The organism is Flavihumibacter sp. UBA7668 (genome assembly GCF_002483205.1).
Taxonomy (GTDB): Bacteria; Bacteroidota; Bacteroidia; order Chitinophagales; family Chitinophagaceae; genus Flavihumibacter.
The window spans coordinates 484,959-499,862 of sequence record NZ_DLHM01000003.1; the positions used below are offsets into that span (position 1 = coordinate 484,959).

16 protein-coding genes are annotated in these 14,904 nt (G+C 40.7%); 2 read left to right on the forward strand and 14 right to left on the reverse strand.

The genetic code is table 11. The features are described 5' to 3' along the window. Nucleotides 1-153: 153 nt before the first annotated feature. A complete protein-coding gene (locus B2746_RS07825) occupies nt 154-378 on the reverse strand; it encodes a hypothetical protein (protein ID WP_290792306.1) in 225 nt (74 codons plus the stop codon). After that, entirely contained in the window at nt 365-793 is a 429-nt protein-coding gene (locus B2746_RS07830) for a DUF1801 domain-containing protein (protein ID WP_290792307.1), read from the reverse strand. The genes B2746_RS07825 and B2746_RS07830 overlap by 14 nt, the downstream gene beginning before the upstream one ends. Before the next feature lie 206 nt (nt 794-999). Between B2746_RS07830 and B2746_RS22760 the strand changes: the two genes are divergently transcribed. Continuing rightward, a complete protein-coding gene (locus tag B2746_RS22760; RefSeq protein ID WP_349680606.1) occupies nt 1,000-1,140 on the forward strand; it encodes a hypothetical protein in 141 nt (46 codons plus the stop codon). A gap of 78 nt (nt 1,141-1,218) precedes the next feature. On the opposite strand, the gene B2746_RS07840 is transcribed toward B2746_RS22760, so the two are convergent. Together B2746_RS07840 and B2746_RS07845 are read right to left on the reverse strand one after the other, a co-directional pair. After that, a complete protein-coding gene (locus tag B2746_RS07840; RefSeq protein WP_290792308.1) occupies nt 1,219-1,833 on the reverse strand; it encodes an FISUMP domain-containing protein in 615 nt (204 codons plus the stop codon). Between the two features lie 186 nt (nt 1,834-2,019). Further along, entirely contained in the window at nt 2,020-3,096 is a 1,077-nt protein-coding gene (locus B2746_RS07845; RefSeq protein WP_290792309.1) for a serine hydrolase domain-containing protein, read from the reverse strand. A gap of 168 nt (nt 3,097-3,264) precedes the next feature. Between B2746_RS07845 and B2746_RS07850 the strand changes: the two genes are divergently transcribed. Next, nucleotides 3,265-3,504, forward strand: coding sequence for a hypothetical protein (locus B2746_RS07850; protein WP_290792310.1), 240 nt, complete (start codon nt 3,265-3,267; stop codon nt 3,502-3,504). 75 nt (nt 3,505-3,579) lie between these two features. Here B2746_RS07850 and B2746_RS22825 read toward each other — a convergent pair whose 3' ends face one another. The 10 genes from B2746_RS22825 to B2746_RS07895 all read right to left on the reverse strand — a co-directional run bounded on the left by B2746_RS22825 (nt 3,580) and on the right by B2746_RS07895 (nt 14,708). Then, nucleotides 3,580-3,723 (reverse strand): helix-turn-helix domain-containing protein, encoded by a 144-nt coding sequence (locus tag B2746_RS22825; protein WP_414655283.1) that lies wholly within the window; start codon nt 3,721-3,723, stop codon nt 3,580-3,582. A 311-nt stretch (nt 3,724-4,034) separates the two neighbouring features. After that, nucleotides 4,035-4,511: a hypothetical protein gene (locus tag B2746_RS07855; RefSeq protein ID WP_290792311.1), complete on the reverse strand. Its 477-nt coding sequence runs from the start codon at nt 4,509-4,511 to the stop codon at nt 4,035-4,037. A gap of 97 nt (nt 4,512-4,608) precedes the next feature. Further along, entirely contained in the window at nt 4,609-5,385 is a 777-nt protein-coding gene (locus B2746_RS07860) for a PIG-L deacetylase family protein (protein WP_290792312.1), read from the reverse strand. 2 nt (nt 5,386-5,387) lie between these two features. Further along, nucleotides 5,388-7,739 carry an ABC transporter permease gene (locus tag B2746_RS07865; protein WP_290792313.1) on the reverse strand — a complete coding sequence of 784 codons (2,352 nt, stop codon included), beginning with the start codon at nt 7,737-7,739 and terminating at the stop codon, nt 5,388-5,390. A gap of 156 nt (nt 7,740-7,895) precedes the next feature. Further along, nucleotides 7,896-8,519 (reverse strand): hypothetical protein, encoded by a 624-nt coding sequence (locus tag B2746_RS07870; RefSeq protein WP_290792314.1) that lies wholly within the window; start codon nt 8,517-8,519, stop codon nt 7,896-7,898. Nucleotides 8,520-8,555: 36 nt separating this feature from the next. After that, entirely contained in the window at nt 8,556-9,023 is a 468-nt protein-coding gene (locus B2746_RS07875) for a VOC family protein (RefSeq protein WP_290792315.1), read from the reverse strand. An 89-nt stretch (nt 9,024-9,112) separates the two neighbouring features. Further along, nucleotides 9,113-9,637, reverse strand: coding sequence for a hypothetical protein (locus B2746_RS07880; protein WP_290792316.1), 525 nt, complete (start codon nt 9,635-9,637; stop codon nt 9,113-9,115). A 94-nt stretch (nt 9,638-9,731) separates the two neighbouring features. Further along, nucleotides 9,732-11,144, reverse strand: coding sequence for a serine hydrolase (locus B2746_RS07885; protein ID WP_290792317.1), 1,413 nt, complete (start codon nt 11,142-11,144; stop codon nt 9,732-9,734). 60 nt (nt 11,145-11,204) lie between these two features. Next, complete coding sequence (locus tag B2746_RS07890) at nt 11,205-11,603, reverse strand: OsmC family protein (protein WP_290792318.1); 399 nt, start codon at nt 11,601-11,603, stop codon at nt 11,205-11,207. A gap of 60 nt (nt 11,604-11,663) precedes the next feature. Continuing rightward, nucleotides 11,664-14,708 (reverse strand): FG-GAP repeat domain-containing protein, encoded by a 3,045-nt coding sequence (locus tag B2746_RS07895; RefSeq protein ID WP_290792319.1) that lies wholly within the window; start codon nt 14,706-14,708, stop codon nt 11,664-11,666. Nucleotides 14,709-14,904: the final 196 nt, after the last annotated feature.

Sequence of the window (14,904 nt, forward strand, 5' to 3'; positions counted from 1 at the left end):
CGGACTTCGGCGTATGGTGGGATAAATGTCCATTTCTTCGAATTGGGTTCGGGATGCCTTCGGGATGCCTTCGGAAATAGAGGCGATTTGGAAAGGAATCCGAGGAGAACCGGAAAGGACGCAGAGGAACAGAAGTTAAAAGGAAAAGAATACTTACCCTTTATTAGTCTTTGAACGAAGGAAGATCATCGCAATAGCAGTTGTAAGTATTCCCATTACCAGTGCAGCAATAGCAGGAATAGCAAACAAATTGGTTAAATACAGATGATAGTCGATGTGCTTATCATGCAGCCCAACCATTTTTTCCAGGCTCATCCAGGCCAGTACCATCAATGAAAAATAAATGGCCCATTTGAGCTCTATTTTAATTTTTTCCATATGTAGTTTGTAAAAATTGAATGGTGGCCATCATCATTTTCTTCAATACAGCAATGTCAATATCAGCCAGTTTTTTTATATAAATACAGGCTTTGCCCATTTTATACTTCCCCAGTTTTCCAAGCAGTTCTTCCTGACCATCGCAGGGGGTATAGACATATAGTGATATGGCTGCTTTGCGGGGTGAAAATCCCACCAATGGCCAATCCCCTTCCTGACTGCTGCGTTCCGATTTATAATGATATTTTCCAAACCCGATAATGGAGGGGCCCCACATCCTGGGTGCAGCTCCTGTTGCTTCATGCATCAGTTTTACAAGTTCAAAACTATCCGCCTTTTTTTGTTCCGTATCAGCAAAAGAGTGGATAAATTCCTCCACATCTGCAGTTGTCTGTTTGGTTTTGAGCTCTGCCATTTGGGCCAGATTTAATAGCTGGCAACCTAATTTACAATTTAATTCTGTACCCGGTGATTCCCCCGGACGAATAATGCTTGCATTGAAAATAAAACCAGCACCACCCATGAATATCTGATCCAGTGGCCCCAGTGACAATACTTCGTTTTCACTCCATATCCGGAACTTAAAGGCTGTGGAAGATTCAATAACAGATCTGACGTACGATGTTCATACTATTCAATGGAACCGGAAAGCCGGCGGTTGAAAAAGGAGAAATCAAACCCTATATCAGCCTGTTTGGCGGCTTCCCATTTCAGATCCGGATTGGTTCGGATTCCTCCAAATACGGCATCAGCACCTCCTGAAAATGTTGTAATATAGAGGTAATGGAAATCGACTGGATGGCAGTTTTGATGGGTAAACTAAGTTTGCGCAATCGTGTATTATAAATCCTTAATCAAACGAACATATAAGCCATGTCCCTTATACATACCACATCTCATCATGGTTGCATTATCCCGATGCAGGCCCCTACCCCAAATATCATTCTGAATTGAATCCCGCTCGGATGAACTGAACAGATAGGTAAATTCATCCATCCCGGTAAAAATTCCTTCTTTACTTCGGTACCCACCAAGTAAAGAATAGATTAAGGAATCCGATATGATATATCTTTCCAGTTGAATCCATTCTTCATTGGAAGGCACATGCCAGCCAACCGGACTAAAACCTCTTGGATCATTAATGGCATACCAGTTATAAATCTTCCCATATTTTTTCCCGGCATGCCTGTCATTATTAAAATAAGACCATGCGGGGGTCTGGTTTTCTCCGGCCCTCAACCACTCTTCAGCTGATTTAGCCTCAGGGATGGAATCACCGTTCCGGAAGAATGCTCCGTCATAATTAGAAGCCATCATAATAAAATCACCCAACCTTATTTCAAGCGGATCTTTGATTGAATTAATATTGTTCTTTTCCCCGTTGCTTTGGCAGGCATTGAGAAATAGAGCCAGGAAAAGAACCCAAACTTGTGAGAGGTGATTAACTGATTTCATGACAAAAAGATAAATCCAAAACTTCCAATAATTCCATTTACACTTGTAAATTTTCAGTTTTAAAGGGTAATTTTTTCTACATTAGCCAACCCCCTAAAGCACCTGCCACCCTCAATCGATAGTCGCACTGTATTGGAATTCGGAAAATTGCTAACCAATTTTTTTTAACCCTACATGAATTATTGTTCAATTAACAACACGGCTAGCCTGAACAGCTAAATCAGCCACCATTCCATCTATATCAATAAAACCGGTATTACTTAAAATAATAATTGTAAGGCCCGTCTCAAGAATATGAAAAAGCACTGATTGCGCTCCCATAATTTGTCCGGGTCTCTTTACAATAGTATACTTCTTATTATCAATTTCATAATCATTATAAACCCAAACTCCAAAACCATATTCTCCTTTCCCGGAAACAAACATTGAATCAAGTGAAGCCTTTTTTAGAATTTTACCACCAAAAACTGCCTTCGAAAAAATCAGTAAATCAGCACTTGTGGAATACATGGCACCCGCTGCATACCAATTCTCCCAATATGCAGGCAGATCAGGTACTATTTTTTTCAAATCATCCCGCTTAAAATAACTGGAAGCTAATTTGTCTAACAAAATATGCTGAGATAACAACCCTGTATTGCTCATCCGCAGAGGCTCCAGAATTCTTTGCCGCAAAACTTCTCCATAGCTTTTTCCAGACACCGCTTCAATAATATTACCTAATACTATATAATCAGCATTATTATAATTAAACTCTGATCCAGGTTTGGCAACTACAGGTTCACTACAGAATTTCTCCAATAATTCTTTTGCTGTTCTGGGGGTTTGATAAAGCGGAACACCATTTAGAACGGCACTTTCAACAGAACTGATAGTATCAATATTTTTCATTCCCGAACTATGGTTTAGCAGCTGACGAATAGTTATAGTCTTATCCCCTTTATAGGTTGGAATATATACAGGAATTGTCATATCAAGTCCAACTTTATTCTCTTCCACCAACTGCATTATCAAAACTGCTGTAAAAAACTTAGTTATGGAAGCCACCTTGTATTTGGTATCTATTGAGCCTGGCTGTTTCCATTCCAAATTTGCAAATCCATAGCTTCTGTTAAAAACAACCTTATTTTCTCTTTCAATAAGAATAGTACCATTGAAGTTAATTTTTGAAGCAACTGCATCTATAAAATCCGAAAGTTTTTCTTGTGAAAATGCGAAGGAACCAACGTAAAGAAAAAACACAAAAACGATGATTTTTTTCATACTTTAATTTAAGATTGACTTTTAAAAATTATACAGAACGCAAACTCTTAACCGGATTACTCCACGCAGTTTTCAATGCCTGAAAGCTTACGGTAAATAAGGCAATACCTACTGCCAGTATTCCGGAAAACACAAACATCCACCACGCCAATTCAATCCAATAGGCAAATGCCTGCAATCAAACATGCATTAAATAGGAAGCAAGAGGAAGTTACCTCCTTTATTACCCTCAATTCATCAAAAATATATAATACCATCAGCAAACAGGTAGCCAACCCAACAGCCAACCCTATTATGTTGACCAATAAAAAGAGTTTATTTCTTTCGATTCCGCGGATTGCCAATTTCAGGTATATAGTTAGCATAAGTAAACATCAGGGAAAAATATGCCGGATTACAGTTAATTGATTTCTAATCAATAAGAGTGTTAACACCCGCAATGAATGTTCGATTTTGATACAGCACTTGTGCAAATTTGATACATTAAATCTGCAGCAATTTCCACTCCTGGGGCGTTTTACCAAACTCCTGTTTAAAAACTCTGTCAAAATAGGCCGGATCAGCATACCCGCAATCCAGGGCTCCAGAAATGAAGAGGCAGATCTCGAAGCTCTGGTCGTCAAAAATTCAAACGTCATATCCGCGAACAACGGTATGTTTTTGTATTTGCAGCCAATGGAAATGAAGCAATGATCCGCTTGCAGTAGTGATAGTATCAGCCTATGGTGATATGGATAATATCCGTACCGCCATGAACCGTAGCGAATTCGACTTTGTTACCAAACCGGTAAATTATGATGACCTGGAACTGACCATACTAAAAGAATCATTGCACAGGGCGGCGTCATCGACAAATTTATTGGCGATTGTGCGATGGCTGTATTTATGAAGAACATCACTTCTCTCCCAAAGTATCCATTGGAAAACAGGCATTGATTCTATTTAGGCACAAATTCATACTGATTGAGCAGATCCAGCACTACAGAACCACCCACCGAGGTCCTCTCCACTCTTTCAACAACCATTAATGTATTGGTTAATGTAACAATTCGAAATTCAAAATTTTCAAATCCACTACCTGTATATTGCACTTTGATAACTTTATTATCATTTACAAGTGCCCATCTGCCACGTAGTGTATCAATTCCATTAGCCGTTCCGGGCACACAGGAACCTGCCGGCTCATTTTGAAATTCCCCATTGCGTTTATAAGTCCAAATCATATCGCTATAGCAACCACCCGGACTAAACCAATCATTGGAAGTCCCCTCTAAAGGTGTTCCCTGTAGCGGAGTTAATATCACCCTTCCCGTCATTTTCCAACTTTTGGAAAGTAATCCAGAAATTTGAGATCCCTCCTTTTTGCTACAGCCAAGTATAGCCAGGCAGAAAAATAAAGGCAATAGTATTTTCATTTTTTCAAAATTTGAGTGTATTGCTGCCAATTAAGTCTGATTCTTTGGTCTACCTTGTACAGTAAAATACCTGTGCCATTGGTAGTGAACCAGAAATTTATTCAAAATCTTTTATCAATCCTTTCATTACCACAAACTTTCTGAAGTTAATAGTATTTGTTTTGTCCATCCGTTTTCTGTCTGCTTCTTCCTTTAATTCTTCCGGAGTAAATTGTGTTATATAACAATTTAAAGCCACTATCGCCCTCCTTTCATCTTCTTCCGTATAGCTGATTTTTAGATTCACGTATTTTTCATCCATATAAGTTTCGGGATCTATAGACGCCACCCCTTTATTCCACGCAAAATGATATAAGGCATACTTTTCTACCCAACCCTCCGCAAGAAGCAACTCTGTTACAGCAGCACCTACAACAATGTGCTCTGAATGATGTGTATCACCATCCGGACCGGCTGTTATTATGATATCAGGAGCAAGTGCGGGAATTCTCACCTTTAACGAATCCTGAAACCGCTGATGCTCCCTAAAATAGTTACCGGTTCCGATTTTTGTATCCAGTCTTTCAATACCTAAAAAGATGGGAGGCTCTATGCCCAATGCCTTACAACCACATACAGACTCAGCCTTTCTTATTGTACCCAATGAATCTCCTGCCGGAATTTTTGTAACTCTTGTCCCATCCTTTCCATTCGTTGCTATTAGTACATAAACCTTGTTTCCAAGTCGCGCATATTTAGTGAGCACTTCGCTAATAGCCGTTTCATCATCCGGATGCGCTCCAATAAATAAAATCGTTTTTTTCTTTCCAATAACTTGTGCCTCACACTCCATTATTGAAAACAAAACCAGGGTAGCTAATAATTTATTAAACATGGCTATTCTGTTCTTAAACCTTTTACAGGATTCGCCATCGCTGCCTTTACTGCCTGAACACTCACTGTCAGAATAGTAATGACCAGGGCACCTGCAATCGGCGCAATAAAGATCCAAACCGATAACTCCATCCGATAGCTGTAATTCTGCAACCAGTTATTCAAATAATACCAGGCAATGGGGATGGCTATAAGACAGGCAATAAGCACCAGGCTCACCAATTCCTTCGACTGCATTTTCCAAAGATTAAACACCGTAGCTCCCAATACTTTTCGCAGGGCAATTTCTTTTGTTCGCTGTTCCGCAATAAAAGAGGCCAACCCAAACAAACCCAAACATGAAATGAAAATGGCAAGTACTGCAAAGAAACTGGCCAAACTACCAATCCGCACTTCATTGGAATATTTCTTTGCATATTCCTCCTCCACAAATTTATATTGGAATGGTGTATCCGGTGTATATTTTTTGAACACCCCTCCTATTTTGTCCAATGCATCAGCTTCAGGTACACCCTGCTTCAACCGGATGGTAATCACTCCCATCCAGCCTTTGCAAAAAAACACCGCAGGGTGCATGGGTTCATACGGCGATTGCGTCAGCATATCCTTTGCAATTCCAATCACCGTATACGCCTTTCCGCCATAGGTTACTATTTCACCCACAGGTGATGAAAGACCTGTAGCGGCCACTGCAGTTTCATTGAGTATAACAGAACCCGAATCATTACCCCATTCTTTCGCAAAATCGCGGCCTTCTGTTATTGTCCAACCAACGGTATTGCCAAAATCGGGTGTTACATTAACATCTCTGAAGTTTATATCCAGATTCGGATCCTTCCCCCTCCAATCCAGACTGTTATTATTGCTGAAATGTGAAGTCGGCTGAGATGATTCCGCCATATTCTCCACCACACCTGTTTGCAACAAATCATTTCGCAGAATGGTGTATTTTCCATACAATCCCTCGGTAAGTGGTGTGGATATCAGACTATTCCGGGAAAAACCAGTCGGGCGGTCCTTTGCAAATTCAATTTGCCGAAAAATTATAATGGTTCCAATAATTAAACTTACGGAAACAGTAAACTGCACCACCACCAGCACTTTTCGCGGCAATGAAGCAAACCGCCCCGATTTAAAAATACCCTTCAACACTTTAATTGGCTCAAACCTCGATAAATATAAAGCCGGATAACTACCCGAAACAATTCCTGTCAGAAAGGTAAATGCAAGTGCCAGTAATAAAAACAGTGGACCAACTGAGACAAGATTCATTTGTTTATCGGCCAAACTATTGAAAAACGGAAGCGATAATTGCACCAATACCAATGCCAGTACAAAAGCAATCAGAGCGCATAAAACAGATTCACATAGAAACTGCCCAATTAATTGACTGCGTAAGGATCCAACAGCTTTTCTTATACCTACTTCTTTCGCCCTTTTCTCGCTTCTTGCCGTAGAAAGATTTATAAAATTGATACAGGCCAACACCAACACAAATACTCCAATGATCCCAAACAACCAGACAAACTGAATACGTCCGCCTGCAGCTTGGCCATTTTCAAATTCGGTGTACAAGTTGAGCTTTGTAATTGGGTGAAGCATAACCTCTTCTTTCACCTTCTCAATATGCGCAGTAGGGATATTTTTTATTTTTTCATTTATTGCAGCAAAATCAGTGTTTTGATTTAATTGAACATACAATACACCGCAGTGGTTAGACCAGCTGGTCTGTTTATTCATCCAGTTTTCGGTGTTCCCCCAGGGCAACAAAATCTTTGTTTCATAAAAACTGGAATTACGGGGTAAATCCTTATATACTCCCCCTATTTTCATCTCCAGTTTATTGTCCAGTTTTACTGTCTTATTTATTGGATTTTCCTCACCAAAAAGGGCCATTGCCATGGATTCCGCTATAAGCACCGTAGATGGATCCCTGAGTACACCCCTTTTACCCATAACCATATCGAACGTAAACATTTCAGGAAAATCAGGCTCCACCCATCTTCCTGACACCGGTAGTTTACTATCTCCCACTGTTAGCGTATGCTCATTATCCCAGGAAGAAAGCGATACCCGCTTAAAATCTGCCGCATGAAGGGTACGCAAGGCCTCCCCTAATGGCATGGCAATGGTTTCATCGGTAGAGGTTTCTCCATTGGTGGTTTGGTTAAGAAATACCTGTGCCAGCCGGTTATGATGCTGGTGATTTGAATTAAAAGAAAGTTCATCCCAGATCCATAATCCAACCAGCATTGCTACAGCAATACCTGTAGCCAGACCGGTAATATTTATAAAGGAATAAACTCCGTTCTTCCATAAATGCCTCCAGGCTGTTTTTATATAGTTTTTAAGCATGGCTTTAGTTTTAGCGCAGATTTGTGGAAACAAATCCTTCAATAGCTATACCTATTCTTATTTCTATTGATTATCAATAAATTAGTAAAATCCATAAATGAACACTCTGTACGTTATTAGTACAGAAATGTTCGGATTTATTACAAAAAACTTCGTTCAGGAAGGATTTTCTACTGATTTTATTGAATTAAAATCTTCATATCTGGTAAAATACTCCAGGCCTAAAACCAACAGAATAGAGGTTATAACGTATACTTTCTGCAGTATCACTGACCACTCCGTATAACCAAAACCATAAAAGAAAAAGAAACAGTAATAGATTAACAAACAGAGAATACAGCAAAATTTAAAAAAATGAAGTTTTGACATTAGGACGAAAACCGTAATACCAAATAAACCTAACAAGGTTAAAATAATTGAAAATGTTCCCAGGTCATGTAAGGGTGTTGCAATTAAAAAAATTAACAACAGGTTGAAAAACCCTATAAATTGTAAAACAGCAGACCATATTTTCGAAGAGATCTTTTTTGACATATTGATAAAAAAAAGTCCATACCCAACTGAATGAAATACCATTCCGATTACTGCCCAAATTCTGCCAGGATTTTCGGAACCATTCATAGCTTTTGGAGAAAACAGGTTGCTTAGGTAATTTTTTGACCAGTCAAACCCTATGGAATTTTGGTCAACAATGGAGCCTCCCGGATATAATAAAGCAGCAACTACAATCAAAACCACAGAAATGACCAAGCTTATTAAAACCGAATATTTTTTTATCATTAAAATTTATTGTTCAAAATTCTGAACTTCAACACTTTATTTAAGTTCTGAAAGTATTAGTTTCTTCTGTTTAAATGTATTCTTCATTGCCTTTTCTCTAACCTGAGCATCCTCACTGTTTATCAATTCAAAATATTCATCTGGAACTACCTGCCAGGATAAACCATATTTATCTTTACACCAGCCACAGGAGCTTTCTACTCCGCCATTTGAAGTCAGCGCCTCCCAATAATAATCCACTTCAGCCTGGTCTTTACAATTTATTACAAATGAAACTGACTCATTAAATTTGAAAAAAGGACCAGCTGCTAAAATGCTGAATTCGACCCCATTAATTTCAATAATAGCAGTTTCAAAATCGCCCCCTCCTGCTTCAGGTGGATTTTTGTACTGGCGATGTTCTTTCAATTTACCCTCCCTGAAAATAGAAAGGTAATAATCAACCACTGCTTTGGCATCCGTTGTCTCCACCCAGATACACGGTGTTATTTTTTGCGCATTCATACAGATAACTAATATACTAATTATACTTCATATATAATAGTACAATGAAGCATGAATCCTTACATTTTTGTACTGTAAAGTACCTTCCCTCAGCAACCCTTATTCTTGCTAAAGTCACGTTTAAAAAGAACCTGTTTTTTTAGCGCAATATAGTCGCCTGATAGAATCAAATAGGGATGATTGGGTGAATACCCGGCACTGCGACTTTTTACAATTATTTTGTCGTTCACTTGCAGATTTTGCAACTGCTGAAACTCACTTGGAACAAATTGCATCATGTATTCTTCGCCCTGAATTCGGACTATCAGCCATTTGGGTCCGGATGATTTAGCGTTTTCGCGCTGGAAAGTCACAGAGCTTACCACGGCTTCCATTTCGGAGAAAGTATTTATTTCCCTTTTTATTTTATCAAAACTGGCATGCACTTTTTTGCCTGCGGGGGAAAGTTCCCATTCCTTGTACCTTATACCGTCTGGAGAAGCCTCCCATTTTTTCGTCTCCTGAAGGTTGGATGCCTTCGTTTCATTTTTAGATCCCCGATTTGCAAATACCAGTCCGCTTAGCACAGCAAGCGATACGACGAGCACATAAATTTTTCTTTGAGTATATTTCATATACTATAATTTATACGGCAAAGCTAGTCAGAGATTCGGCGGATGGTGTGATTTGGGTTGTAATTAAAAATGTAAACAATGTAAATTTTAGAAATTATTCACTCGTTTGCAGGTCTTGGATCTTGTTTTCTTTGTTGAACTGAATCATTAACCCTAAAATTTCTTTACTAAATATCAGCCTGTAACGATACTCCCTGGTTCCATTACCCAATTCCTTTCTGGAAACTAACTCTGATCTTAAAAACTCCCCTTTAGATTTGAAATATTCCGATCCTCTTGCCTGCATTGTGCTATCCATGAGCTCCGCCGCCAATTCAGCTGTGAACTGATCCGTTTGCATTTTTGTTTCAATCACACTCTTGATAAACTCATTTACCTTTTTAGAGATGCCGGGCTCTGTATCCGTTACTATTTTTAAACTGGCAAGGCTTAACTCCGGCTGATATATACGTAAGATTCTGGTTGAAATTTTATAGGTACTTGCCCGTTTTAGATTTGCAAATACCACCACCGCCATTTTCTTTTCAGGATAACGTTTGATGGTACATTCAAATCCCTGCCAGCTGCCATTGTGTTCTACTATCCTGTTGCCATTTACTGAATCAATTGACCAGCCAAATCCATAATTTTCGATTGTTCCGTCATTGAGTTTGGTAGGTGCCCACATCAGATCGTAATATTCCTTCTTCAGCAGTTTCCCCGCATTTAAACCTGCTTCCCATTTAGCCATATCCAATGCAGTTACATACATTGATCCATCTGCAGTGGTATTGAGTGAAGGAGACACCCACTCCTGATTTTTAACGCTGTCATTCAACAACCGATACCCTGCTGCCCTGTTTAGTACAATATCCTCTTCAGTGATAATTCGGGCTGTAGTCATGCCCAATGGTAAAAAAACTCGTTCCTTTAAATATTCGCCATAAAATTTACCAGCAGCTTTACTGATAATTAATCCCAGGGTAGCATACCCCATATTACTGTATCGTTGTTTTTCGCCGGCTTTAAAGAGCAATGGCCTTTTTCTATACACCTGATACAAACTATCCTCCGTATAATTGGCCCGATAATCAATTGTATTGGTATAATCACCAAAACCGCTGGTATGATTAAGCAGATTGCGAACGGTAATTGAATCCCATCCGGAAGGTGCATCCGGAAAATATGTAGTGAGTTTATCATCAAGACTTATTTTACCTTCCTGAACAAGCAGCAGCACAGCAAATGCAGTGAACTGTTTGCCTACCGAACCCGCCTGAAAAATGGTTTCGGCTTTGACAGGTACTTTATGTTCGAGATTAGAATAGCCATAACCATTTACATAATCAATTTTTCCATCACGTACTACTACAAGTGAAAGACCCGGTATACGCTGATTTTTCATTTCTATACTTACCAATGAATCAACCTGCTTCTTTAGATTGGATGAAATGTTGGTTTGAGCAAAACCGTAGATGCATTGCATACTGAAAATAAATACAACTAGTTTACTTTTCATACGTTCCATACAGTGTTGTTTAAAATACTACATCCAATGACCATTTTTTCTTTAACTGGCAAATGTCCTTCAATTCTTCAATGTTACCGGAGTACCAACCCGCAGTGTATTATGCACTTCGGCAATCTGGTCAACATAGAAAATTAAATCTTTAATTTCTTCCTCTGTTGCATCGCAGTCCACCTTCGTTTCATATTGAATATTAAATCCAGGCGTACCTTCATCTCCAAATTCCCCAGAAACAAAGACCTCTACTGACTTAATCTGCATTTTTCTCTTTGAAGCTTCACGGTAGATATCATTACAAAAACAGGTTGCAAGGGCCAGAAATAACAACTCGCCTCCGTTAATTGAAGAACCGTTCCCTTCTGATTTGGGAGGAATTAAGAGGGATTTCGTTTTATTGGTGGTATTAACCTTAACCTCGTTGTGGCTACCAGAATTCGAAATTGAGGCAGATATTTGCATGGATATATTATTTGAAGAGTGTTTGCGACTACCGGCAACAGATCTGTCCGTCCTGTTATGTTACCTTACAAACTGCAAGAGGTCGATCGGTGAATACGATTTGCTTTGAAGGTCCCTGACCTTTTCCTGCAGGCTTACCTGTGCTTTTTCATTCAGTGAGGCCGACCTCGCCCAGCCAGCGATCTGCGCCACATCATTCGTGAAAATTATTTTTTGGTTGTAATATCGGAATACCTGCTTTTTTGCCGAGCGATTGCCCAGCACATCCACCGTTTCGGCCTCTGCGCTGAGCTCATATAAATTATCATCGCTGGGGAAATTATATTCCAACAGGTCATTTTTCCATTTGTCGTTGTTCAGTCTTATCCTGCTTTGCGGTACTGTTTCGGTTGCCCCTGTAACAAGATTCTTCAAAACAAGCTTCCACTCCACTGAAAATATTTTATTGGTCCCGAATAATGCTGTCTTCCTGCTTTCGTTGGTTCCGTAGGCTACACTGTTAAGTTCCCGGGTAAGCGCACTTTGTTCGGCAAGGACTGCTTCATCTTTTTCGAACACAGCATATAAAGGATAAGCCTGCACTTTTATGGTTTTTATTTTCCGCACATTAGCAGGCGCAGCGCTAAGCAGCGGCCGGTATAGTTCTTTCGCCAGAGGCTGTAAAAAATCTTTCCACACGGCCCAACTGCCTTCTCGTGCAACCTGTTCACTCAGGAGCTTAGCCCGGATACCCACCGTAAGCGGTGGCTGTTCAAATGTAAAAGGTTCATCTATCTCTCCTAATTTCACCTGCACTTTACCGCCGGCTGCGGAAACCGGCACACTACTTACTCTGGCTATTTTTTTACCCGGACCATTTTCCTGCAGGCTGCTAATTGCCGAAAAGTTTAATGCATTTCCGGTACGGGCTTCTTTCACCGCACTGATATTGGGTGCATTCTGTGAGCGGTAACGCACCGGATTAATACCGGGATAATATACCAGGTCCATATCGTACTGCCACAAACTGCGGCCATCGGTCTGTACCCGCTTTAGCGAACCTTTTTGCCATTCGGGCAGTACATAAGGCTCCATTTTTACCTGGCTCACCATGGGCATCTCTAGTTCGGATACCGTTGGAAAGCGGGAAGCTTTTCCCAATGCCAGCGGAGTGACTAACCCATTGGCCACGGTTTTTGCAAATACAACTTCTGCCTTGTTGTTATACGTGATATTTCTACCGGGCGTAATCCGCCGCCCTTCGTGATAGAATTTCCACACATTGGTACCGGGCTGTACATACACCACATCGGTGTACCGGCTCCTCGTATGATCGTCTATAAAAATAAAATGATTCAGGTCACTGTATTGTGCCTGGAGGTTGCAAAGAACCTGGCGGTCGCCGCGGCCATTCCAGTACACATAAAATCTGGATCCGCTTAATCGGAAAATATCGGTGATATTATCTCCGTTGAAATTTCCGAAACGGAAATTATCGTTGTATTCGGATGCCTTCGTTAGTTGAAAATCATTTTCCAGCAGCACCCAGTTTCCGGCAGCTGAATATTTTACATACATATTATAATGAAACACCCGTGGAGATGTATTTTGATCGACACGCATTAATTTCATATAAAGAATATCGGTTCGGTTATCGCCATTAAAATCGCCCACCCTGAAGTCAGTGGTTTGATCGCCGGCATCGGTAAGGTTCTGCCACAGACCGGTTCCACTATAAGAAACCCGTACTTTTTTTTGCGGACTCACGCTCATGATATCAGTTCGCCGGTCGCCGTTGATATCGCCAAAACGGAGCGACTCCAGTGGAATGGAACTGTTGTTGATTTCTACCCAATCTCCTTTGGCATCGTACATCACCATCCACCGCCCGTCTTTTCTTACAAATAAATCAGTAATGCCATTGCCATTAAAATCAATGAACCCGTCAACATAACCTTTCCCTGTTTTATCGGATGATACGATATCTCCAAAAGCCACTTCGTTCTTGTATTGCTGGTTGTAGACCTGCCAGCTATTGTTACCTTCGGTAATATTGCCCTGCAGCAACGCCGGAGATTCGCCGGCAACAAATACTTTTTTATCAATCTGGATAGCCACAAATCCCTGGTTGTAGTCGCCCCCATTGCCGATAGCAGTTTTTAATTGGATAAAACCCTGCAACAGATTTTGGGAAGCATTAAAACAAACCTCTTCAAAACTGATGCCCACATACTGACCCAGCTCTGAAGATTCAACTACAGTCAACACATCTCTTCCGTCATAACGGATCGTATGCGTGGTGCCAACAGTAGCATCGGGATAAGAAGCGCTGCTGTAAAAACCCTGGCGGCCCATGAGGTTGATAATGCTGTAGGCAGTGGCCTGCCGGCCTGGGTGCACACTAAACGGAATTTTAATAAGCGATTCCTGCGCCCTGGATAAGGACCAGGGTTTGGGATCCCCAATGGCACCCTGTTCTGAGTAATCCGACATTTCATCGAAGCGGAAGGAGGCATCTGCCACCAGGAGCAATACCGTGGTGTTATCATTTTCTTTCCACCATACTTGTTCTGCCGGATGAATTTCAGGACGATAGCCATGAAGTCGTTCTGCAACAAAAGGTCCATACACGCCCACCTGTTTATTCTGCAGGTAGGTTTTTTCGGTTATATTATTGAACCATGGGTTGTTTCGGCCATAGACAGGAGGCGTGATCTCAGCTTCAATGGTATAGCGACCATCAGAGGTGCGCATCCATTCGTCAGTATCGGTATAAATGCGCTCCAGCCCCGTAGTAATGAGGCTTTCAAAATCCTGGCTGGGTGCAATATGAATATTCCAATCACTTTCTGTACCCCAATCGTGTACGCCAAAACTATGGATGGTGCCTACCATAATTTGCTTGGGAACCCGCAGCGGGTGCCAGTTATTTTCTGTAAAGGCATCTACCACATTGCCGATTTCCCAGCCTCCGCCAAATTTGTTGGTGCCTTTTAACCAGTAGGTAGAAGGCACGCCCGGGTTTTCGCCCCAAATGCCCAGGTATTTGGTTTGTACATCGGTATGAAAACTAATTTGCCGGGGCGAGCACCTGGCACAATTCGAAAAATCAACCGATTGTGCCATAATTAATGGCGTCAGGTGGAAATGCAGTAACAGCAAGAACAAAAGGAGCGATTTGACCAAAAGCGAAGGACCGATACCAGACTTTTTCATAAACAGATAGATTGTAGTTTGAAAAAATGTATCAGGGTAACAGGTGTTGATGCTACTATTAGATTCAGGGCCATTACCGAGCCTGCTCAATTTTTGGACACTGCCT